A 21200-nucleotide genomic window follows, 5' to 3' on the forward strand; every position below is an offset into this window, starting at 1 on the left:
GCCCGACATATGTGCCTCCCCCTGCGAGCGGCTCGCTGCCGCAATCCCCGCACCCGTAGTCCCGCGGCGCCTGTGTGACGCCACGAGTCACTGTTGTACGCGCGGGAGACGGGCGGGGAAACCCCTGTGGAAAACTCCGCCCGCACCCGCGACGGGGGGTGGCACCGGGCGGGGAGCGTACGGCCGGACGAGGCGGCCCGCGGGGGCGCGAACCGCCCGGGCGCGACAGTCGGGAGCGGCGCCCGGACGCGACGGTCGGGAGCGGCGCGCCCGGACGCGACGGTCAGGAACGGCGCCGGGACGCGATCACGAGGACGAGTGCCACCACCGCGATCACGACGATGAGCAGCGGCACCAGCAGCCACAGCCACCAGCGGCTGCTGCTCTTCTTCGTGTGCGCCGGCCCGGGGCTGCCGTGACCGCCGGAGCCGGTCGTGGTGGTCGTCGCGCCGCCGAGGCTCGACGTGCCCTTCGAGGCGCCGCCCGAACTGGTCTTGCTGACGCCGCCGCTGGTGCTGACGGTGCCGCCCGTGCTGCCGGAGCTGCTTGTACTGCTGCCCCCACCGGTGCTGCCGAGGCTTCCGCCCGTGCTGCTGGTACCGCTGCTGCTCTTACTGCCGCCCGTGGTGCTGCTCGTGCTCGAACCGGAGGAGCCGCTGGTCGTGCCGCCCCTGCTGCCTCCGCCGGATATCCGGCCCGGCGCAGCCCGCGTTTCTACCTCGTCGCCGCCCCCGCCGGCAGGCGCCGCCGACGTCCCGCCGGAGGCCGCCGCGGAGATCCCGCCCGAAGCCCCGCCGGCCGGCCCGCTCTGCGCCGCGTGCGCCGCGACCGAGCCCCCGCCCAGTACGGCGAGGACCAGCGCGGCGGTGGTCGTGACAAAGCGAACTCGCATGAATTCCCCCGTAGTTGCCGAAACGGCCGCCCTGGTGCGCGGCCGTGTGTCACGCAGCACCGTAGACGATGTGACATTGGCCGCAGCGTCCGCTTCCGGAGAGCCGACGGCCCCGCTCGTATGCTCGGTTCATGACTTCGAACGCGCAGGCAGCCCCCACCGCCAACGCCATGCGGCGAGCTCTCCGGCGCGCCCGCGACGGCGTGACCCTCGACGCCGCCGAAGCCGTCGTCCTGCTCCAGGCACGCGGAGACGACCTCACCGAACTCGCCCGCTCCGCGGCCCGCGTCCGGGACGCCGGACTCGAAGCCGCCGGCCGTCCCGGGGTGATCACGTACTCGCGCGGAGTCTTCATACCGCTCACCCGGCTCTGCCGGGACAAGTGCCACTACTGCACGTTCGTCACCGTCCCGGGCAAGCTGCGCCGCGACGGTCACGGCATGTTCCTCTCGCCGGACGAGGTTCTCGAGATCGCCCGCCGAGGTGCCGAGACAGGCTGCAAGGAGGCCCTCTTCACGCTCGGCGACAAGCCCGAGGACCGCTGGCCCGAGGCACGCGAGTGGCTCGAGGCGCACGGCTACGACGACACGCTCTCGTACGTACGGGCCATGGCCATCCGCGTCCTGGAGGAGACGGGCCTGCTGCCGCACCTCAATCCCGGGGTGCTCACGTGGTCCGACTTCCAGCGCCTCAAGCCCGTCTCGCCGTCCATGGGGATGATGCTGGAGACCACCGCCGAGCGGCTGTGGAGCGAGCCCGGGGGCCCGCACCACGGCTCCCCGGACAAGGAGCCGGCGGTGCGGCTTCGCGTCCTGGAGGACGCCGGGCGCTCCAACGTCCCCTTCACCACGGGGCTGTTGATCGGCATCGGCGAGACGTACGAGGAGCGCGCCGAGTCCCTCTTCTCGCTGCGCCGCGTGCAGCGGGCATACCACGGCATCCAGGAACTCATCATGCAGAACTTCCGCGCCAAGCCGGACACGGCGATGCGCGGAATGCCGGACGCCGAACTCGAGGAACTGGCCGCGACGATCGCCGTCGCGCGGCACATCATGGGGCCCTCGGCACGCATCCAGGCGCCGCCGAACCTCGTCGACGGAGAGTACGCGATGCTCATCGACGCGGGCATCGACGACTGGGGAGGCGTCTCACCGCTCACACGGGACCACGTCAACCCCGAGCGTCCCTGGCCGCAGATCGACGACCTGGCGGAGCGCACCGCGGCGTCCGGCTTCGTACTGCGTGAACGGCTCCCGGTCTACCCGGAGTTCATCAAGCGCGGCGAACCGTGGCTCGACCCGCGGCTGCTGCCGCACGTGAACGCACTCGTCGAACCGGAGACGGGCCTGGCCCGCGAGGACGCGCCCGTCGAGGGCCGGCCCTGGCAGGAGCCCGACGAGGGACACCTCGCTCCGTCGGGCCGCACCGACCTGCACCGCACCATCGACACCGACGGGCGAACCGCCGACAGGCGCGACGACTTCGACGAGGTCTACGGCGACTGGGAGTCGCTGCGCGAGGCCGCACGGCCGGGCATGGCGCCCGAGCGGATCGACACCGACGTCCGTGCGGCCCTGTCCACGGCGGCCGACGACCCGACCCGTCTCACCGACGACGAGGCCCTCGCGCTGATGCACGCCGACGGGCCGGCCCTGGACGCGCTGTGCGGCATCGCCGACGAGGTGCGTCACGACGTCGTCGGCGATGACGTGACGTACATCGTCACGCGCAACATCAACTTCACCAATGTCTGCTACACGGGCTGCCGTTTCTGCGCCTTCGCCCAGCGCCGCACCGACGCCGACGCCTACACGCTCTCCCTCGACCAGGTCGCCGACCGTGCCCAACAGGCCTGGGACGTGGGCGCGGTGGAGGTGTGCATGCAGGGCGGCATCCACCCGGACCTGCCCGGCACCGCGTACTTCGACATCGCCCGCGCGGTGAAGGAGCGCGTGCCGGAGATGCATGTGCACGCCTTCTCACCCATGGAGGTCGTCAACGGCGCCAGCCGCACCGGCCTTTCGATCCGCGAGTGGCTGCTGCGGGCACGCGAGGCGGGCCTCGGCTCCGTTCCCGGCACCGCGGCCGAGATCCTCGACGACGAGGTCCGCTGGATCCTCACCAAGGGCAAGCTGCCCGCCGACACGTGGGCCGAAGTCATCGGAACGGCACACGAGTTGGGCATCCGCTCGTCCTCGACGATGATGTACGGGCACGTGGACCAGCCCCGTCACTGGGTCGGCCATCTGCGCAGGCTCGCGGCGATCCAGCAGTCGGCGCTCGCCAAGGGGGCCGAGGGGTTCACCGAGTTCGTCACGCTGCCCTTCATCCACACCAACGCGCCGGTCTACCTGGCGGGCATCGCCCGGCCGGGCCCCACGGCACGCGACAACCGTGCCGTGACCGCCATGGCGAGGCTCCTGCTGCACCCGTACATCCCCAACATCCAGACGAGCTGGGTCAAGCTCGGCACGGAGGGCGCGGCGCAGATGCTCCGCTCCGGCGCCAACGACCTGGGCGGCACGCTGATGGAGGAGACGATCTCCCGGATGGCCGGCTCCTCCTACGGCTCGTACCGCTCCATCCAGGACCTCGTCGCGATCGCCGAGGCCGCGGGCCGTCCGGCGCGTGCCCGTACGACGCTGTACGGTCAGGTGCCGGCGGAACGCGTGGAGGCCGCTCACCGTTCCGACGGGCACCTTCCGGAGCTCCTCCCGGTGTTGGAAAACTGAACCGGCGTTCTAGAGTGCTGAGCTGCCGAGGGGCCGACCTCCCCCGGCAGCCCTGACCCGTCAGCCGTACCAGTTGGAGAGAGACGTGGCCGCTTCCGGCGGTGATGCCATGTGGGGCCGCACCGAGCAGCAGGATTTCCGCAGCAGGGTGCGAGGCTGCCTCCTGGGCGGTGCGATCGGGGACGCGCTCGGGGCCGGCATCGAGTCCGACTCGCTGAGCGCGATCCGGCAGGCCCACGGGGAGGCCGGAGTGACCGATTTCGTGCCCGCCTACGGCCGGCGCGGGTCCATCACGGACGACACTCAGATGACGCTCTTCACCATGGACGGCCTCATCCGCGCGCACGTACGCCGGGACACCGGCGCCTGGCACCCGCCCACGGACGTGCACGCCGCCTATCTCAGGTGGGCCGCGACGCAGCGGGACTGGGGCCCGGACGAGCGCAAGACGGAGGACGGCTGGCTCGCGCGCGAGGAGTGGCTGTACGCCCAGCGCTCCCCGGGCAAGACGTGCCTCAGCGGACTCGCGGACGAGCGCATGGGCACTCTGGAGAGGCCCAAGAATCCCGAGTCGAAGGGCTGCGGCACCGTCATGCGCTCGGCGCCCTTCGGGCTTCTGGTGGGCTGGGAGCCGCAGTTGGTCTTCCAGCTCGCCGTGGAGTGCGCCGCCCAGACGCACGGGCACCCCACGGGATATCTGGCGGCGGGCGCGTTCTCCGCGATCATTCACTCCCTGGCCCGCAAGGACACCCTCGACCACGCCGTGCAGAAGACGCTGGCCCAGCTCGCCACGCGGCCGGGCCACGAGGAGACGACGAACGCCCTGAAGAGGGCGCTCGGCGCGGTCCGCCAGGGCATGCCGTCGGCTGAACGAGTGGAGGCGCTCGGTCAGGGCTGGACCGCCGAGGAGGCGCTCTCGATCGGCGTCTACTGCGCACTGGTCGCCGAGGACGTACGGCACGGGCTGCTGCTCGCCGTGAACCACAGCGGTGACAGCGACTCCACCGGATCGGTCTGCGGCAACCTTCTGGGCACCATGCACGGGGAGACGGCGCTTCCGCCCGCGTGGGTCGCGGAGCTGGAGGGGCGTTCGACAGTGCTCGAACTGGCCGACGACTTCGCCATGGAGATGACCCAGGGGCCTGCGCTGCACGCCCCGGGCGCGGCCTCGCAGGCGTGGCTGACCCGCTACCCGCGGGCCTGACCGCGCCCCTTCGCGGACCACTGAACTGCACCTGCGCAGAAGGGACTCGAGTCCTCACGGGACAAGTCGCCCGCTTCCGCGTGCGCCTGTCTCCCGGACATGGAAAGAGCCCCCTCGGCAGGGACGGCGGACCGGTCGAGAGGGCTCTTGGCTGGACGCCGGCGGTGCTTCAGCCGGTGCGGACGGAATCTCCGTCGCACACACCGGTCACGAAGCCCGTCCAGACCCGCGGTGGGAAGTCCAGCAACGGCCCGTCCGGAACCTTCGAGTCACGTACGGCCACCGCGCCCCGGGTAGGGGATTTCACCTCGACACACGCACCGTTCGCCGAGTAGCTCGATTTGACCCAGTCGCTTGTGTTTCCCTGCTGAATTGCCATGTCTGCTCCGGTTGTTCGACTCCGTGGGCGACCGTACGCCTCGATTTCCCGAAGCGAAGAGGCCGTTCACTCGACCGGATGGCATATTCACTACGACTCTTCACGCCCTCCTGTGCAGGGTGTACGCTCCCCGCCGCTCAGCCACGGGCATAGTCCTTTGCCACATTCTCGATGAACTCACGCGTCTGGTCCGGGTTGAGAGCTTCGGCGCGCAAATGCTCGTACATGACGCTGTAGCTCTGCACGTCGTGCGACTTCTCCAGATACAGGTCGCTCGTCACGCCCTCCAGATACACGACGGAGGAGTCCGAGGCGTCGGGGAACTCGAGAATCGCGTACTGCCCGTTGACGCCGGGATGCGCGCCCATCGAGAACGGCATCACCTGAACCGTCACATGCGGCAGCTGCGAGACCTCGTTGAGCCGTTCCAACTGCTCGATCATGGTCTGCCGGCCGCCCACCTGGCGGCGCAGCGCCGACTCGTCGAGCACCGCCCACAGCCGCAGCGGATGGCGCGATTCGCTGATCCGCTCCTGGCGGCGCATGCGCACCTGCACGCGCTTCTCGATGTCCGCGGGGGACGCCTCGGGCTGCGCGCCCTCGCACACGGCCTCCGCGTACGCCCGTGTCTGCAACAGGCCCGGCACGACCTGGGGTTCGTAGACCCGCAGGGAGGCCGCGTCCGTCTCCAGGCCGATGTAGACGCTGTAGGGGATGTCCCCGAACGCGTGCCACCAGCCCTGCTGGCGGGACTCCTTGGCCATCTGCATCAGCGACTCGACTATGCGCTTGTCCTCGACCTCGTAGACACCGCACAGGTCCCTCACGTCGCGCTGGCTGATGCTGCGGCGCCCGTTCTCCAGACGGCTGATCTTCGACTGGGAGACCAGCAGGCGGTCCGCGACCTCCTCGGCCGTCATGTTCTTCAACTCGCGGAGACGACGCAGCTCCTGGCCCAGGCGGCGGCGCCGGACGGTGGGGTTGACGTTTGACGCCACTGGGGGTGCACCTCCGCGTAAGTACGACTACTTTCAAGTAGATTGCCACTACCGTGAGCGATCTCGCTGGCGATTGGCAACAGAGGGTGCGGAGCCGGGCACACGGGCGCATCGGGTTACGGCCAAGAAGTCACGAAGGGAAGCCCGCGCATCCTCCGGCCCGGCTCGCGGGACCGTGCCGGCGCGGAAAACGGTGCGCGTCGCGCAGCGGGCGCACACCGCATTGCCCACATCCGCCCGTGCGCGCCCCTTGCCGCCAACGCCGTTGCAGATCAGGGTGGTTGTCACGCCGCCCGGTGCAGGGCGGAGCGCTTGCCCTCCCGCCTCCCCGGCCCGGTCCGTACGCGCTCGTCCGCCCCGTACGCATGCGCGCGGGGTGGTGGTCCGGCCGTCCTCCTGGACAGCCGGACCACCACCCCGCGCGTCATCGCGGCCCCGGCACGCGCGTTGAGGCGGTGCCGGTTGTGCCAGGTGCGCTCACGCGCACCCTGTGATCAGCGTGCGCCGGCGCGGACCATCCCGCCGATGCTCGGCCGTGCCTTCTCGGGCACCTGCCTGGACTGGACGTGCCCGGAGGGTACGCCCGCGCGCGCTGCCGCGGGACGACCGTTCTGGGTGGCCGGCGGTGCCGGAGCCCCGGCCGCGCCGTTGCCCGCCGCACGCCGGGGCTGCGCCCCTGCGCCGTTCTGCACATCCATCACGGCGTGCGCGACGAGACCGCCCATCGGGTCGTGCCTTATCAGGTCCCGGAGCCGGGAGCGGCACGAGCGCCCCTCGTTGCCGGGATAGAGGTGCTTGCCGAGCCCGACCGCGTGGGCCAGCGCTGCGAGCGCTGCCGTCCGCGGGTCCGGTGGTACGCCGGTACGGATCGCGGCATCCAGCCGGGTTCGGATCTCCCGGCTGATCGTCGTCTCCGTCGCCTGGTAGCGCGTTGTCGGCAACACCCCGCACATCTGGCTTGATACGGCATGCACCATGCCGCACCGCTCCAGGTGTGTGAGATAGGTTTGGCGAAGCCCCAACCGGGGTCCGCCGATCCAGTGGACGGCGCGCACCGGACTGCCACGCCTTCGCAGCAACTCCAGTGCGGAGTCCAGAGTTGGATCTCCGGTCGGCCGTGGCAGCACCACGGCGATACGGTCCCCGTCAGGGGCTATACGTCCTGCGAGAGCCAGCTCGACGAGCTGGGCCCCGGCCAGGCCGAGGTCAAGCGACTGCGGCTGTGCCGTGGTGCCCGTGGCCGGGTCCAAAGCCAGCAGCAGAAGCTCCTCCGGAATAGTTCTGCGGCTCCTGCCCATCCATGCCTCCCCGCGTGGATGTCTGACAGGGTGACCCCTCTCACAATGGTCTGTCGAGAGTGCCTGGGCGTTATGGACGGAACCAGTAGGTATGTCGTTCTCGTCTTCACGGTCGGAGAGACCTGTCCGTGACCTTGCCGGAGCCCCCGCGCGATATGGGGGGCGAGGCGCGCAGGACACTGTTAACTGTTACGGCGAGCGGCGAGCATTCATCAGCAGGAGGCATCGGTGGCGGGCGAGTCCCCCGACAAGGTGGAGCGCAAGGAGTCGTCGGGGGAGACGGCGGCAGGTGGTCGGGTGGTTGCGCCCGCGGACGGGAAGAAGTCCGGGAAGAAGCGCGAACGGAAGAGTGTCGGGGAGCCGGACGCCGCCCGTGCCGACTCCGCCCACGTGCCGGGCCAAGCCCGTGAGGAAGCCGTGGACGACGCCTCCGGTACGTCTGCCGAGGATGTCGCCGGCACCTCGGGCGGCACGGAAGCGGAAGCCGCCGACAGCGCCGGCGCCGGCGATGACGCCGCGGACGCCGACGCCGGCGATGCCGCGGAGGCGGCGAGCGGGTCCGGTGGTGCCGGGCGCAACGACGCGCGCTTGAGGGCCGCTGTCGCGGCGTGGGTCGCGGGCGCCGACGACGAGCCGGACGACGCCGGCGACGAGGCGGTCCGGGACGGTGAGAGCACCGGGAGTGCCGGAGACGGAACGGGGAAGTCCGGCGCGGGGGAGAAGAATTCAAGCCAAATCCCGGCGGACGAGGCGTCCGTGCGTCCGAAGTCCGCCGACGCCCCGGAGGCATCAGCCGCCTCAACGGCCTCTGGACGCTCAGACGGCGCTGAGGGCTCCGCGGAGCCCTCGGACGAGGCCGACCACCCCACGGCGATGTTCAGGACCGTACGGCCCGGCTCTGACGATTCCGCGGCCGCGACGGACAGCGAGGAGGCCGCGAGGCGGGCCGAGCGCATGACCGCGGCCTTCTTCGGCTCGGGCAAAACCCCGCAAACCGGGGAAGCGGGCGGAGAAGCCGAAGAGCAGGCCGAAGGCAAGCCGGCAGAGGCCGAGGGGAAGCCGGCAGAGGCCGAGGGGAAGCCGGTGGAGAACCCGGAAGCGGAGGAAGCGGATGCCGCCGCGGACTCCGGTGAGGCCCGGGAGCCGCTGACGGCCGACGAGGGTGAGGCCCGGGAGTCGCTGACGGCCGACGACGGCGAGGGCGGGTCCGCAGCGCCGCCGGATGCGAGGAAACCCGAGCCGGAGCCGACCGGCGACGGGTCGGGGGCGGACAACGAGCCGGCCGCCGAGCAGGGCAAACAGGGCAAGGAAACCGCAAAGGCCGAGAAGGCCGGGAAAACCGAGAAGGCCGGGAAAACCGAGAAGGCAGGGCAGCCCGACGGGCCCGACCAGCCCGGCGAAGCCAACGAGCCGGACAAGGCCGGCGATTCCGGGCGGGCAAGCGAGGGTGCGGGCAGGGTCGACCAGCCCACGACCGCCTTGCGCGCCCTGGAGCCGGACGCCGCGGGTGCCGACAGCTCCTCGAAGGACTCCGCCGAGGACGACGGTGACCGAACCGGTCACGTCGACCAGCCGACGACCGCCTTCCGCACCGTCGAGCCCCGCGAGCGCAGTGAGCGCAGTGAGCGCAGTGAGGCGGACGACGCGGACGGGACCGCCCGTTCCGAGTCGTCGGGAGACGGCAAGGAAGACGAGGACGGCAGCGAAGGCAAGGACGGCAGCGAAGGCAAGGACGGCAAGAAGGGTGCGGGCGCAAAGCAAGCAAAGCCTGCCGAGCCCGTGGACCCGCGGGTCGCTCCTCTCCCGAAGTCCGGCGCCGAGTCGGATTCGGAGCGCACGAGCCAGTTCGTGCCGCTGCGTTCGGCCGACGCGCCCCCGCGCCCGAAGCGTGAGCCCGGCCCTGCCGTGCCGCCGAAGCCAGAAGACAAGCCCGCTGCGGGTGCGTTGCCGCCGGAGGTCGAGCAGCCGGAGCTCACCGAGGCCGAACTGACCCGGCAGCAGGTGCGGCCGGACCAGGCGCCGATCGACCTGCTCGCCCAGCTGACCAACACCCCTCCGAAGCCGGAGACTCCGCTGCGCACCGCCGTGCGCCGGGTCAAGATCTGGACGCCGCTGGTGGTGCTGCTGGCGATCGTCTTCGCCATCGCACAGGCCGTACGGCCGCTTCCCGACCCGGAGTTGTCGCTGTCGGCCTCGCCGACCCACAGCTTCCAGGGGGCGAAGCCGACCGTGCCCTGGCCGTCCGAGGGGCAGGCCGCGCTCGAGGTGCAGGGCCTCGGTTCGTTCGGCACGTCCGGGAAGCAGAAGCCGGTGCCCATCGCGAGCGTGGCGAAGGTGATGACCGCGTACGTCATCCTCCGGGACCACCCCGTGAAGAAGGGCTCGGGCGGCGCGAAGATCACCGTCGACAAGAAGGCCGAGGACGAGGCGGGACTGAGCGCCCAGAACGAGTCGACCGTCGAGGTGAAGAAGGGGGACACGCTCTCCCAACGGGAGGCCGTCCAGGCGGTGATGATCGCGTCCGCCAACAACGTGGCACGTCTGCTGGCTCGTTGGGACGCGGGTTCGGAGAAGGCGTTCGTGAAGAAGATGAACGCGGCCGCCAAGCAGCTCGGGATGAAGAACACCAAGTACACCGACCCCAGCGGCCTGACGTCCTCCACCGTGAGCACCGCCACGGACCAGGTGAAGCTCGCGAAGAAGGCGATGGGGATCGACCTGTTCCGCGAGACCGTGCGGATGCCCGGCTACACCGACACCAAGGGCGACGAGCACGGCAACTGGAACAAGCTCGTACCGCTCGACGGGGTCGTCGGCATCAAGACCGGTACCACGACGAAGGCGGGCGGCAATCTGCTCTTCGCCGCGGAGAAGAACGTCGGCGGGACGCAGCAGCTGATCGTCGGTGCCGTGCTCGGGCAGTACGAGCCGTCGATACTCGACACGGTGCTCGCCGAGAGCAAGAAGCTCATCGACGCCGCGCAGGACTCGCTGCGGGCGCAGAAGGTGGTGCGGAAGGGCGAGGTCGTCGGTTACGTGGACGATCAACTCGGCGGCAGGACACCCGTGGTCGCGTCCAGGGACGTCTCGGCCGTCGGCTGGTCCGGCCTGAAGGTCGAGCTCGGACTCACGGACGGCGGCAGGGCGCTGCCCCACGAGGGGAAGGCGGGCGACAGGGCCGGCACGCTGACCATCGGCGACGGGCCGGGCCAGGTGAGGGTGCCCGTGACGCTGAAGGAAGACATGACGGAGCCGGGCTTCGGGGCGAAGTTGACCAGAATCCTGTGACCCGGGTGTCCTGACCCGGTGAGAGGGGCCCGGCTCACAAAGGGGTGAGGCCGGCCGAGCCGTACGGGGAGAGAGCGCAGTGCCGACTGTGCAGGAGCCGCAGATGCCGGAAGGCGACGACGCCGGTATAAGTCCCGGGGACGGGTTGCCCGTTCCCGCCACGGGGACGGACCCCGGCACCGTGCCCGGACCCAGGCGGGAGCCGGACGCCGGCGCCCGCGAGGGCACGGCCACCCGGCCCCGCAGGCGGGCCCCGTCACGGCGCCCGCACCCCGGCCCTGACAGCCGCGAACGTGACGCGACCTCCGAAGCGGAGACCGGCGCCGCCCCGGTGACCGGTACCGCCGTGACCTCCGCCCCGGAGACCGGTACCGCCCAGGAGACCGGCGCCGCCGTGACCTCCGCCCCGGAGACCGGCGCCGCCTCGGAGACCGGCGCCGCCGTGACCTCCGCCCCGGAGACCGGCACCGCCGCAGACCAGCACGCGCGGGCCGACGCCGGCACAGGCGCGGACGCCCTCGCACGCGGGCGCGAGACGGGTCACCCCGACCCCGAGCGTGACCCCGAGCGCGTCCGTGACCCCGAGCGTGACCCCGAGCTCGTCCGTGACCCCGAGCGTGACCCCGAGCGCGTCCGTGACCCCGAGCGTGACCCCGAGCTCGTCCGTGACCCCGAGCGTGACCCCGAGCGCGTCCGTGACCCCGAGCGCGACCCCGAGCGCGTCCGTGACCCCGAGCGCGACCCCGAGCGCGTCCGTGACCCCGACCCCGAGCGCGTCCGCGACGGGGACCGGACCCGTGACCCCGCCCGGCGGCGCCCCCGTTCGCCAGTGCTGCGGCACGCGGGGGAGCTGCTGCGTCATCCCGTCGCCTCACCCGTACTGCTCGCGACCGTCCTGCATCTGGTGTGGCTGTGGCTGCTCGCCAGCGGCGGCGGCGACCTGGCGGCTCAGGACGCGTGGGCGGAGTTCGTCGGGGAGCACCCGGACTCCGCCTACAACCTCGCCTGGTACGGCGGGCTGCATCCCTTCTCGTACAGCGTGCTCTCGCCCTATCTCATGGCCTGGCTCGGAGTGCGAAGCACCCTGATACTGGCCGGGGTTCTCTCCTCCGGGCTGCTGGCGCTGATCCTCCGGCGGGTTCTGCGCAGGCCGCTCGTGCCCGCTCTGTGGGGCGCCTTCTCCTTCACGTGCAACGCCGCCTCGGGACGCGTGACCTTCGCTCTCGGGGTGCTCTTCGCGCTCGGCGCCGTCGCCATGGTGTGGGCCTGGCCGCGACGCTGGTGGCGCAGCGCCGGCAAGGGACGGCTGGCGCGGGGCGCCGCCGCGGCCCTGCTGTCGGCGCTCGCGACGACGGGCAGTCCCGTCGCCGGGCTCTTCCTCGAAGTGGTGGCCGCCGCCCTCTTCCTCGACCGGCGCCGCCAGGCCGCCTATTCGCTCGCGGTCGCACCACCCGTCGTGGTCGCGCTCTCGGCGGTCCTCTTCCCGTTCCAGGGAGTGCAGCCGATCCCGTGGTGGTCGGTGCTCTTCCCGCTCGCCGGAGCCGTCTCCGCGTACCTGCTCGTGCCCCGTTCCTGGCGCACCGTCCGGCTCGGTGCGCTGGTGTACGCGGCCGGTGCCGTTCTCACGTGGCTGATCCCCTCGCAGGTCGGGTCGAACGTGGAGCGCCTGAGCCTGCTGTTCGGCGTGGTGATCCTGCTCGCGGCCGCTCCACTGATCGTCCGCGACTGGCGGTCGCGTCGCGGCGTGGCGATGACCGTCGCGCTCGTGGTCGCGGCCGGCTGGCAGATCGGCAAGCCCTCCTACGACGTCTTCGCCACGACTCCGGACGATGCCTGGACCGCTGAACTGCGCCCGCTCGTCAAGCAGTTGAAGAGCGTCGATGCGACACGCGGACGGGTGGAGGTGGTGCCCGTACGCAGCCACCGCGAGGCGTCGGCGCTCGCTCCGTACGTGAATCTCGCCCGCGGCTGGAACAGGCAGGCCGACACCGACCGCAACCCGCTCTTCTACGAGAACGGCAACCTGACGGCGGAGAGTTACCACAAGTGGCTGCGGCGGTGGGCGGTGCACTACGTGGTGCTGCCCTCCTCGCCCCCGGACGGGGCCGGCAAGGAGGAGGCCGAGATCGTCCGCAGGGGGCAGCCCTATCTGAAGGAGATCTGGAGCGGCGTGCACTGGCGGCTCTTCCGCGTCGCCGATCCGCAGCCGATGGCGGAGCCGCCGGCGAGCGTGACGCACGCGGGCGCGGGCGAGGTGAGCGTGCGGGTGCCGCATCGCGGAGCCGTGCTGGTGCGGATTCCGTGGTCACCGTGGCTGGGCCTGGTCGACGCGAAGGGCCGCCGCATCGAGGCTCCCGGGCCGGGGGAGCCGAACCGCGACGGGTGTGTGCGGAAGGCCAGGCCGCAGGTGGGCGGGCCGCCGCCGCCCGGCAAGGAGGAGCCGGTGACGGACACCTGGACCCTGCTGGAGGCGCCGCGCCCCGGCACGTACCGGCTGGCGGCGCCCTACAAACTGCCCCGCGGTACGACCTGTCCGAGCGGGGGCGCCAGGATCGGTCCGGCGGCGGGGACCGGCGGGGACGGCGGGCAGGCGCCGCCGGCCGACGCGGATGACCGCTGACGGGGAAGAGGGCCGCCCGGAGGGGCCGCCGACCGGAACAGGCCACTGAGCGGAACAGGCCGCTGACCGGAACAGGCCACTGAGCGGCGGCAGTTCACGCGGTGCCGACACTGGCGGGGGAGGAGCGGCGGGGTGCCGGGGGCCTCGCCGCTGTCAGTCACCGCTGTCAGCGACTGCTGTCAGCTGCCGCTGCCGTAGGGGCGGGTGAGGATCTCCATGGAGTGCCCGTCCGGGTCGGCCCAGTAGACGCCGCGGCCGCCGTCGTTGTGGTTGATCTCGCCGGGGTGCTGACGGAACGGGTCCGCCCAGTAGGTCAGCCCGGCGTCCTCGATGCGGCCGAAGATGGCGTCGAACTCGTCCTCGGAGACCAGGAACGCGTAGTGCTGCGGCGTGACGCCGCCTTCGCCGGCGTCCGCGAAGTCGAGGGTGACGTCGTTGGCGGCGACCACCGGCAGGAACGGGCCGAACTGTGGCTGCACTTCCAGCCCCAGCAGGCCGGCGAGGAACTCGGCGGACGCCTTCTTGTCGGTGGCGTGGACGATCGTGTGGTTGAGCTGGACGGCCATGTCTCTCCCCATTCCCTCGGTCCGTGGCAGCGTGCCGGAAGCCACGAGCGCCGGCTCCGTCGGCGTCCGTCCTGCCCGCACCCGGTTCCAACGGAGGCCGGTCGCGGTTGATTTCGCGTCCGCTTTCGGTCTTTCGTCGTAGGCCCCGCGGCGGGGGACGCGTTTCCCTCCAGCGAGGCCGCGGAGTCCGGGTCACGGAGCCGCGAAGCCCGTCGCGCAGACAGCGGGAGCGCGGTCAGCCACGACACCGCGCGAGGCCTGTCACGAAGGTGCGCGCATGCCGGTGCTCGGAAGCAGCGGCACGAGGGCGTCCCAGCGCTTCATCTCGCACCCGTTCTCGCGGTTGAAGTGGGCGTCGACGCGCTTTCCGGCCCAGACGCCGCGCACGTGTGCGCTGGCCGCACCGCCGTACTGCAAGGTGCAGTGGGTGCCGGAGGGTACGGGGGCGAAGGGGTCCTTGCCCCAGACGGTCATCTCGTCCAGCCTGTCGCACGCTTCCTCGGCGTCCCGGTGGTCGCCGGCAGTGGGATGGCAGTACAGCTCGTAGGTGCCGTCAGCGGTGGCACCGCCGGATTCGGCGACGGTGACGGTGAGGTGGTCGACCTGACCGTGGCGTGCGTCGGCGAACGCGCCGGGGCTCACGGTGAGGGCGGAGGTCAGTGCGGTGACGGTGAGGGCGAGGCGGCGGATCAGCATCGTGAACTCCTGGACTCCTGGACGCCGGTGGGGGACGCGGGGAACGCGAACGGGCCGGGCGGCGCGAACGGGCCGCGAGAATACGGCGGGTGGACCGCCCGGCCCTGCGGTCCTCTTGGTCCGGCAACGCGCCGGAGGGGGCGCGCGTCGCGCTCGGCGCCGCACGTTGACCGGAACGAGTTACGCCGGGCCGCATACGGACGGACGGGACGAGCAACCGGCGGCCGGCGTACGGACGTGCTGACCGGCGCCCGGACCGCCGACGGAACGGCGGAACGACGGGCCGACGGGATGAGGGCCGGCCTGGTGAGGGATGCGGGAAGGGGCGGGCCCTGTCAGCGCTTCAGTCCCAGGTCGCGCTCCCGCGCCCGTGCGGGTCGCCGTCCCTCACTCGTTGGTGACCGGGCCGTGGGGTGCCGGGCGGCTGCCGTCGAGGGCGCCGGGAAGCGGGCCGTGCGGGCGGAGCACCTCGTGCTGCGGGCGGGGCCCCTGCCGTCCCTGGACGCTGTCCGCTGCGTGCGGCTCGTCGCCGGTGTCCGGTCCGTCCGGGCCGCAGGAGCCGTCGGGCAGCACCCGCCGGTGTTCCCGCGGAGCTCCCGGGACGGTTCTGCCCTGGCGGTTCCATTCGTTCGCGAGCCCGGCGTAGATCGGTTCCAGCCAGTAGGCGCCGGTCAGTTCCGCGAACTGTGTACGGGGTTCGCCCGGTTCGCCCGGCCCGAGCGCGTCGCCCCGCGCGGTCCTCAGAACGATGAATGACGTGTTTCCCATGCCGGGGCAACACCGGGTGGCCGTGCGGAGACACCGTCCGCGTGGTCGCTTCACTGCCACGAGAGCCCTCGTTCGATCACACGTTGGTCACGGAACGTCAAGAACAGGTGTCAATGCCCGAGTCTGTACGGAAGCGCGGCCGGTCCGTACGTTCGGCAACGGCGCCGTCGAGAGCCGGTACAGCCGGACGCGGTGAGCGCCGCCCCGAACCGCACCGCCCCGGAAACCGCGCCGCCCCCGAACCGCACCCCTGCGCGGGCGGGTCAGCTGATCTGGCGGCGGACCAGCTCGTGGAACTCCCCGGAGGTGTCGGCGAGGAGTTCCGCGGGCGACCCCTGCTGGACGATCCGTCCCCGCGACATCACGAGTACACGGTCGGCGTCCATGACGGTGGAGAGCCGGTGCGCGATCACGATGCGTGTGGCCTGAAGTTTGCGGGTGCTCTCGATGACGGTGCGCTGCGTCTCGTTGTCCAGCGCGCTCGTCGCCTCGTCGAAGTAGAGGATGCGCGGTCGCCGGATGAGGGCCTGGGCGATCATCAGACGCTGCCGTTGTCCGCCGGAGACGGCGGCGCCGCCGTCGGAGAGGATCGTGTGCATCCCCATGGGCATGCGCTTGATGTCCTCGGCGAGGCCCGCCATCTCCGCGGCCTCCCACGCCTCGTCGTGGGAGTAGATCTCCGCGCCGCAGATCGAGTCGAGGATCGAGCCGACGAACGGCTGTGCGTTCTGGAGCACGACGCCGCACTGCCGGCGCACCGCCGCCTGGTCGAGGGCGGCGAGGTCCTGCCCGTCGTAGAGCACGCTGCCCGAGACCGGCTTCTCGAAGCCGATGAGCAGCCTCAGCAGCGTCGACTTGCCGCAGCCGCTGGGGCCGACGATCGCCACGAACTCGCCGGGCTCCACGCGCAGTGAGACGTCGTCGAGCGTCAGCGGGCCGTCCTCGCTGTAACGGAAGGACAGCTGCCGGGCCTCGATCTCGCCGGTGAGTTCGCCGGGCTGTGCGCTGCCGCCGCGCACCTCGGTGGGTTCGTGCAGCACGGGTTTGACCTTCTCGAACATCGGCAGCGCGGCGGCGGCGGATATCAGCGAGTTGGTCAGCTGGGTCACCGACGTCAGCATCATCGTGACGGCGGTGTTGAAGGTGAGGAACCCGCTGGAGGACAGGCTGCCCCGGGCCGGTCCCGCCAGCAGCATGAAAAGGACGAGCGAAGTGACGGGGAGATACACCGAGTTGAGGACCGTCGTGAGGTTCTTGATCCGGCCGACGCGCTGCTGGAGCTCACGGCTGCGAGCGAACTCCCGCGCCCACGCCGCGTACGCGAAGCTCTCGGCGGCGGCCACGCGGAGCTTCGGCAGCCCGCGCAGCGTCTGGAACGACATGTTGTTGAGCTTGTTGTTGAGGTCGACCAGCTTGCTCTGCCAGCGCAGCTGCCAGACCCCCATCGCGACGAACGCCCCCGCGATGACGACGAGCAGGCCCACCGCCATCAGAGCCAGGGGGACGCTGTAGAAGAGCAGCAGCGCCAGGTTCATGGTTCCGACGGTGCACGCCTGCACGGCCACCGGGCCCACCCCGGACAGCACGCGCCGCATGGTGCTGATCCCCATGGCCGCGCTGGCCAGTTCGCCTGTGGAGCGTTCCGCGAAGAACTTCGTCGGGAGCCGCAGCAGCCGGTCCCACACCGCTGGTTGCAGCGCCGCCTCCACGCGTCCCTCCATGCGCAGGATGGAGGTGTTCTGCAGCAGCATGAACGCGGCGGAGACGAAGCTGCTGAGCACGATCGCCAGCGAGACCTGGGTGATGAGGCTCGTCTCGGCGTTCGGCACGTACACACCGAGCACCTGCCCCGTCGCGATCGGCACCAGCGCGCCCAGGCCGACGGCGACGAGCCCGCCGAGGAGCAAATTCCGCAGGTCCATGCGGGTGCCGCCGAGGCAGAAGCGCAGCAACTGCCAGGCGTTCAGGGGCTGTTCGGGCAGCGGCCGGTAGAACATCACGGCCCGCGGCTCGAACTCGCCGGCGCGTGACTTGCGGATCCTGGTGCGGGCGCCGTCCGCGTCGACCGCCTCGTACCGGCCGCGGCGCCACAGCAGCGCAACGGGCGCCCCGGAAGCGGCCTTGTGGCCCACGAGCGGTCCGGTGTTCTCCCGCCACCAGCGGCCCCGGAGCTTCACGACCCGGGTGCGCACGCGTGAGCTGAGGGCGATGCGTTCGACGGGATTCGTACGGTCGCCCGCCGCGCGGCCCTGCGCGGGAGCCGAGAGCTCGATGCCTGCGGCGCCCGCGGCCTTGCGGGCGACGACGAGGGTCGCGTCGTCGTTCGCGGAGGTGGAGGCGGAGGAGCCCTTGACGGTGGTGTTGATGGAGGCCAGCAGCGCCTGGTCGGCCTGGGCGCGCACTGCCTCACCGGCCTCGATGCCCGCGGCCGTGCGGTCCTCGTGCGCGCGCTCGAGCCGTTCGATCCAGCGGTCGAGGGCGGAGAGCAGCCGGAACTGCTGGTCGACCATGCGCTGCCACACAGCGCCGTCGACGAGCAGCTGGGACGCCGCCCCCTGGCTGAACTCGGCTCCGTACTGGACGCTTCGGGGATCGACGTGCATCCAGAGGATCTCGTCGTCGTCCTGGCCGTGGCCGGTGCCCGGGTGGACGGCGCCGGGAGTCACCTCGCCGTCGAGCGGTGCCTCGAAGAGGACGCGGAGGCTGCGTCCGATGCCCAGTGCGAAGGCGGTGTCGAGCGGGGTGTGGGGCAGGGCCGCGATGCCCTCGGCCGGGGTCTGGTTCGCGTCCCAGGCCGCGTGGTTCTGGAAGTGGGCGGAGACGCTGCTGTAGTCGGGCCTCTGCAGTTCGCGGAGTTCGATGCGGCGCAGCCCGCACTCCCGCAGCGGCCTGCCGACCAGCGTGTGCTGGGTTCCCTCGATCGGACCGAGGACGAGGGTGCCCGGCTCCAGCCTGCCGAGGAAGTGCCAGTGGCCCTGCTGCACCGCGTCGACGGCGAAGAGGTCCATTACTCCGGCGGTCACCAGCCACAGCACATGGGGGCCTTCGAGGGGGAGACTGCGCACGCCGGTGCAGTCGACGCCCTCGCCGAGCATGCCGAAGGCGGCGATGACGGGGTCCTGGGGGTGGGGCGCGGCCACGGCGGCGCCGTGCTCGCCGGAGCCGTGCGCGGGCGGGCGCTGCCGTCCCATGTCGTGTGCGGGGACGGGGTGTTCGCCCGTCTCGTGCATCGGGGCGGGGTGTTCGCCGGTGTCGTACGACGGGACCCGGTACTCGCCCGTGTCGTACGAATTCGTCCCGTACGCGGGGGTGTTGTGGCCCCCGGCGTCGTTCGGGCCCGACTCGTGCGTGCCCGTGTCATAGGGGCCGCCGTACGAGCCGCCCCCCTGGCCCACCGCCTCCTGCGCACCGGTTTCGTGAGCGCCGTGCTGCGGGTCCGCGGTGCCGTACGGCGGGGTGTGCCCGCCCTGAGCGGCCGTGCCGTACGAGCCTGTGTCCCACTGTCCCGTGTCCCACTGCCCCGTCTGCCACGAGCCGGTGTCCTGCCCGGCCGTGCGGGGGTCCCTTGCGGAGCCGTCGCCGGATGCCACGTCAGTGCTCCTTGACCAGTTCGGCGTACGGGCCGCCGCGGGCGACCAGTTCCTCGTGGCGTCCGCGTTCCACGACGCTCCCGTGGTCCAGCATGACGATCTCGTCGCTGTCGCGGACGGTGCTCAGCCGGTGCGCGATGACGACGCAGGCACAGCCGCGCCGCCGCAGGTTGTCGATGATGAGCTGCTCGGTCTGGGCGTCCAGTGCGCTCGTCACCTCGTCCAGCACGAGGATGCTCGGCCGGCGCACGAGTGCCCGGGCGATCTCGAGGCGCTGCCGCTGCCCGCCCGAGAGGTTGCGGCCGTCCTGCTCGACGCGGCTGTGGATGCCGCCGGGCCGCCGCGTGAAGTCGTCGAGCACGGCGGCGTCCCGCAGCGCGGCGGAGACGGCCTCGTCGGATATGGACGGGTCCCACAGCGCCACGTTGTCCCGCACCGTTCCCTCGAAGAGGAAGACGTCCTGGTCCACGAAGGAGACGGAGGCGGCCAGCGCGCTGCGGGAGATGTCCTCCAGGCGCTGCCCGTCGATGCGGATCACTCCCTCCCAGGGGCTGTAGAGGCCGGATATCAGCCGGGAGACGGTGGACTTGCCGCTGCCGGAGCCGCCGACGAGCGCGACCTGACGGCCCGGGCCGACCGACAGGGAGAACTCCGTGAGCAGCGGCTTGTCGAGCGGGCTGTAGCCGAAGGTGATGTTCTCCAGCGACACATGGCCCTTGAGGCGGCGGGTGTCCGCGACGGGCTCGCGCCGTGAGTAGAGCGAGTCGACGGGGAAGTTCTCCACGTCCTTCAGCCTGGCCATGTCGGCGGCGAAGTCCTGGATGCGCCCGGCGACGCCGTTGAGCCGCGTGATGGGAGCGGTGAAGCGCGTCACGAGCGCCTGGAAGGCGACCAGCAGACCGATCGAGATGTGGCCCTCCACGGCCCGCATGCCGCCGATGAGCAGGATCATCGCGCTGTTGAGCGTCGCGAGCGTGGGTGCGACGACGGCCAGCCAGGCCGTGGGGACCCCGAGCTTCTGCTGCTCCTCCAGGGTGGTGGCGTGCTGCCCGGACCAGCGGCGGAAGTACCCGTTCTCACCGCCGGTGGCCTTCATCGTCTCGATCAACTGCAGGCCGGTGTAGGAGGTGTTGGTGAGGCGGGCGGTGTCCGCGCGGAGCTTCTGCGTGCCGGTGGCGCGCATGCGGATCACCACGCGCATCGCGATGAGGTTCAGCAGTGCGATGCCCACGCCGATGACGGTTAGCTGCGGGTCGTACGTCCACAGCAGCACCGCGTAGAGGATGACGACGACGGCGTCCACGCCAGCTGCGGCCAGGTCGCGGGAGAGGGTTTCGGCGACGGTGTCGTTGGACTGGAGGCGCTGCACGAGGTCGGCGGGGCTGCGCTGCGCGAAGAACGTGACGGGCAGCCTCAGCAGGTGCCGGAAGAAGCGTGCGCTGCTGAGCGTCGAGGAGATGATGCGCCCGCGCAGCAGGTTCGCCTGTTGCAGCGCGGTCAGTACGGCCGTGAGCAGCACCATGGCGCCCATCGAGGCGAACAGCACGCCCAGTAGCGAAGTCTGTTCCCCGATGAGGAACATGTCGATGTACGTGCGGCTCAGTGCGGGCACTGCCGCGCCCACGCCGACGAGCAGAAGGCTGGCGAGCAGCGCGGCCAGCATCGTGCCGGTGGTGCGGCGCAGCCTCGCCGGCATGGCGCTCATGGCGCTGGGGCGCTTGCCGCCGCGGCGGAAGTCCTCTCCGGGTTCGAAGGTGAGGACGACGCCGGTGAAGCTGGTGTCGAACTCCTCGAGCGGGACGAAACGGCGGCCCTTGTCGGGGTCGTTGATGTGCACGCCGCGCTTGCCGAGGCGGCGTCCCATCCCCTCGTAGACGACGTAGTGGTTGAACTCCCAGAACAGGACGGCGGGTCCGGGGACCTCTGCGAGCGCCGCGGGCTCCATCTGCATGCCCTTGGCGGTCAGGCCGTAACTGCGGGCTGCCTTGAGGAGGTTGCTGGCGCGCGAGCCGTCGCGCGAGACGCCGCAGGCGATGCGCAGCTGTTCGAGGGGGACGTGCCGGCCGAAGTAGCCGAGGACCATGGACAGCGCGGCGGCGCCGCACTCCACGGCCTCCATCTGGAGCACGGTCGGTGTGCGGACGGCCTTGTACTGGGCCTTCGGTATCT

The 21200-nt window shown here is 71.4% G+C and carries 13 protein-coding genes; 4 read left to right on the forward strand and 9 right to left on the reverse strand.

Annotated elements, in window-relative coordinates:
- Positions 1-283 precede the first annotated feature (283 nt).
- The gene (locus EV375_RS29240; protein ID WP_165434796.1) at positions 284-892 is read right to left on the reverse strand and encodes a hypothetical protein; all 609 of its coding nucleotides are present in this window, start codon (positions 890-892) and stop codon (positions 284-286) included.
- 131 nt (positions 893-1023) lie between these two features.
- On the opposite strand from EV375_RS29240, the gene EV375_RS22250 reads away from it, so the two are divergent.
- Complete coding sequence (locus EV375_RS22250) at positions 1024-3624, forward strand: bifunctional FO biosynthesis protein CofGH (RefSeq protein ID WP_130301191.1); 2601 nt, start codon at positions 1024-1026, stop codon at positions 3622-3624.
- 109 nt (positions 3625-3733) lie between these two features.
- The gene (locus tag EV375_RS22255; protein WP_130302038.1) at positions 3734-4828 is read left to right on the forward strand and encodes an ADP-ribosylglycohydrolase family protein; all 1095 of its coding nucleotides are present in this window, start codon (positions 3734-3736) and stop codon (positions 4826-4828) included.
- Positions 4829-4997: 169 nt separating this feature from the next.
- Here the strand turns inward: EV375_RS22255 and EV375_RS22260 are convergent, their stop codons facing one another.
- From EV375_RS22260 to EV375_RS22270, 3 genes are all read right to left on the reverse strand, one after another.
- Positions 4998-5207 carry a DUF397 domain-containing protein gene (locus EV375_RS22260; protein WP_130301192.1) on the reverse strand — a complete coding sequence of 70 codons (210 nt, stop codon included), beginning with the start codon at positions 5205-5207 and terminating at the stop codon, positions 4998-5000.
- Between the two features lie 137 nt (positions 5208-5344).
- Positions 5345-6205 carry a Scr1 family TA system antitoxin-like transcriptional regulator gene (locus EV375_RS22265; protein ID WP_130301193.1) on the reverse strand — a complete coding sequence of 287 codons (861 nt, stop codon included), beginning with the start codon at positions 6203-6205 and terminating at the stop codon, positions 5345-5347.
- Positions 6206-6699: 494 nt separating this feature from the next.
- Positions 6700-7503, reverse strand: a complete 804-nt coding sequence (locus EV375_RS22270; protein WP_130301194.1) for a GOLPH3/VPS74 family protein — start codon at positions 7501-7503, stop codon at positions 6700-6702.
- 228 nt (positions 7504-7731) lie between these two features.
- Here EV375_RS22270 and EV375_RS22275 point away from each other — a divergent pair, with 228 nt between their 5' ends.
- A complete protein-coding gene (locus EV375_RS22275; RefSeq protein WP_130301195.1) occupies positions 7732-10791 on the forward strand; it encodes a serine hydrolase in 3060 nt (1019 codons plus the stop codon).
- Positions 10792-10870: 79 nt separating this feature from the next.
- Positions 10871-13411: an MFS transporter gene (locus EV375_RS22280; RefSeq protein ID WP_130301196.1), complete on the forward strand. Its 2541-nt coding sequence runs from the start codon at positions 10871-10873 to the stop codon at positions 13409-13411.
- A gap of 179 nt (positions 13412-13590) precedes the next feature.
- Here the strand turns inward: EV375_RS22280 and EV375_RS22285 are convergent, their stop codons facing one another.
- From EV375_RS22285 to EV375_RS22305, 5 genes are all read right to left on the reverse strand, one after another.
- Positions 13591-13977 carry a VOC family protein gene (locus EV375_RS22285; protein ID WP_130301197.1) on the reverse strand — a complete coding sequence of 129 codons (387 nt, stop codon included), beginning with the start codon at positions 13975-13977 and terminating at the stop codon, positions 13591-13593.
- 261 nt (positions 13978-14238) lie between these two features.
- The gene (locus EV375_RS22290) at positions 14239-14673 is read right to left on the reverse strand and encodes an SSI family serine proteinase inhibitor (RefSeq protein WP_130301198.1); all 435 of its coding nucleotides are present in this window, start codon (positions 14671-14673) and stop codon (positions 14239-14241) included.
- A gap of 387 nt (positions 14674-15060) precedes the next feature.
- A complete protein-coding gene (locus EV375_RS22295) occupies positions 15061-15441 on the reverse strand; it encodes a hypothetical protein (protein WP_130301199.1) in 381 nt (126 codons plus the stop codon).
- Between the two features lie 263 nt (positions 15442-15704).
- On the reverse strand, positions 15705-18536 hold the full coding sequence (locus EV375_RS22300) for an NHLP bacteriocin export ABC transporter permease/ATPase subunit (protein ID WP_486588771.1): 2832 nt from the start codon (positions 18534-18536) through the stop codon (positions 15705-15707).
- A gap of 496 nt (positions 18537-19032) precedes the next feature.
- Positions 19033-21198: an NHLP family bacteriocin export ABC transporter peptidase/permease/ATPase subunit gene (locus tag EV375_RS22305; protein WP_486588772.1), complete on the reverse strand. Its 2166-nt coding sequence runs from the start codon at positions 21196-21198 to the stop codon at positions 19033-19035.
- Positions 21199-21200 lie beyond the last annotated feature (2 nt).

Source organism: Streptomyces sp. CNZ301 (genome assembly GCF_004217425.1).

Excerpts from the sequence above, each read along its gene's own strand:
- EV375_RS29240 (WP_165434796.1), bottom strand. The coding sequence starts at position 892 with ATGCGAGTTCGCTTTGTCACGACCACCGCCGCGCTGGTCCTCGCCGTA.
- EV375_RS22250 (WP_130301191.1), top strand. The coding sequence starts at position 1,024 with ATGACTTCGAACGCGCAGGCAGCCCCCACCGCCAACGCCATGCGGCGA.
- EV375_RS22255 (WP_130302038.1), top strand. The coding sequence starts at position 3,734 with ATGTGGGGCCGCACCGAGCAGCAGGATTTCCGCAGCAGGGTGCGAGGC.
- EV375_RS22260 (WP_130301192.1), bottom strand. The coding sequence starts at position 5,207 with ATGGCAATTCAGCAGGGAAACACAAGCGACTGGGTCAAATCGAGCTAC.
- EV375_RS22270 (WP_130301194.1), bottom strand. The coding sequence starts at position 7,503 with ATGGGCAGGAGCCGCAGAACTATTCCGGAGGAGCTTCTGCTGCTGGCT.
- EV375_RS22285 (WP_130301197.1), bottom strand. The coding sequence starts at position 13,977 with ATGGCCGTCCAGCTCAACCACACGATCGTCCACGCCACCGACAAGAAG.
- EV375_RS22290 (WP_130301198.1), bottom strand. The coding sequence starts at position 14,673 with ATGCTGATCCGCCGCCTCGCCCTCACCGTCACCGCACTGACCTCCGCC.
- EV375_RS22295 (WP_130301199.1), bottom strand. The coding sequence starts at position 15,441 with ATGGGAAACACGTCATTCATCGTTCTGAGGACCGCGCGGGGCGACGCG.
- EV375_RS22300 (WP_486588771.1), bottom strand. The coding sequence starts at position 18,536 with ATGCTCGGCGAGGGCGTCGACTGCACCGGCGTGCGCAGTCTCCCCCTC.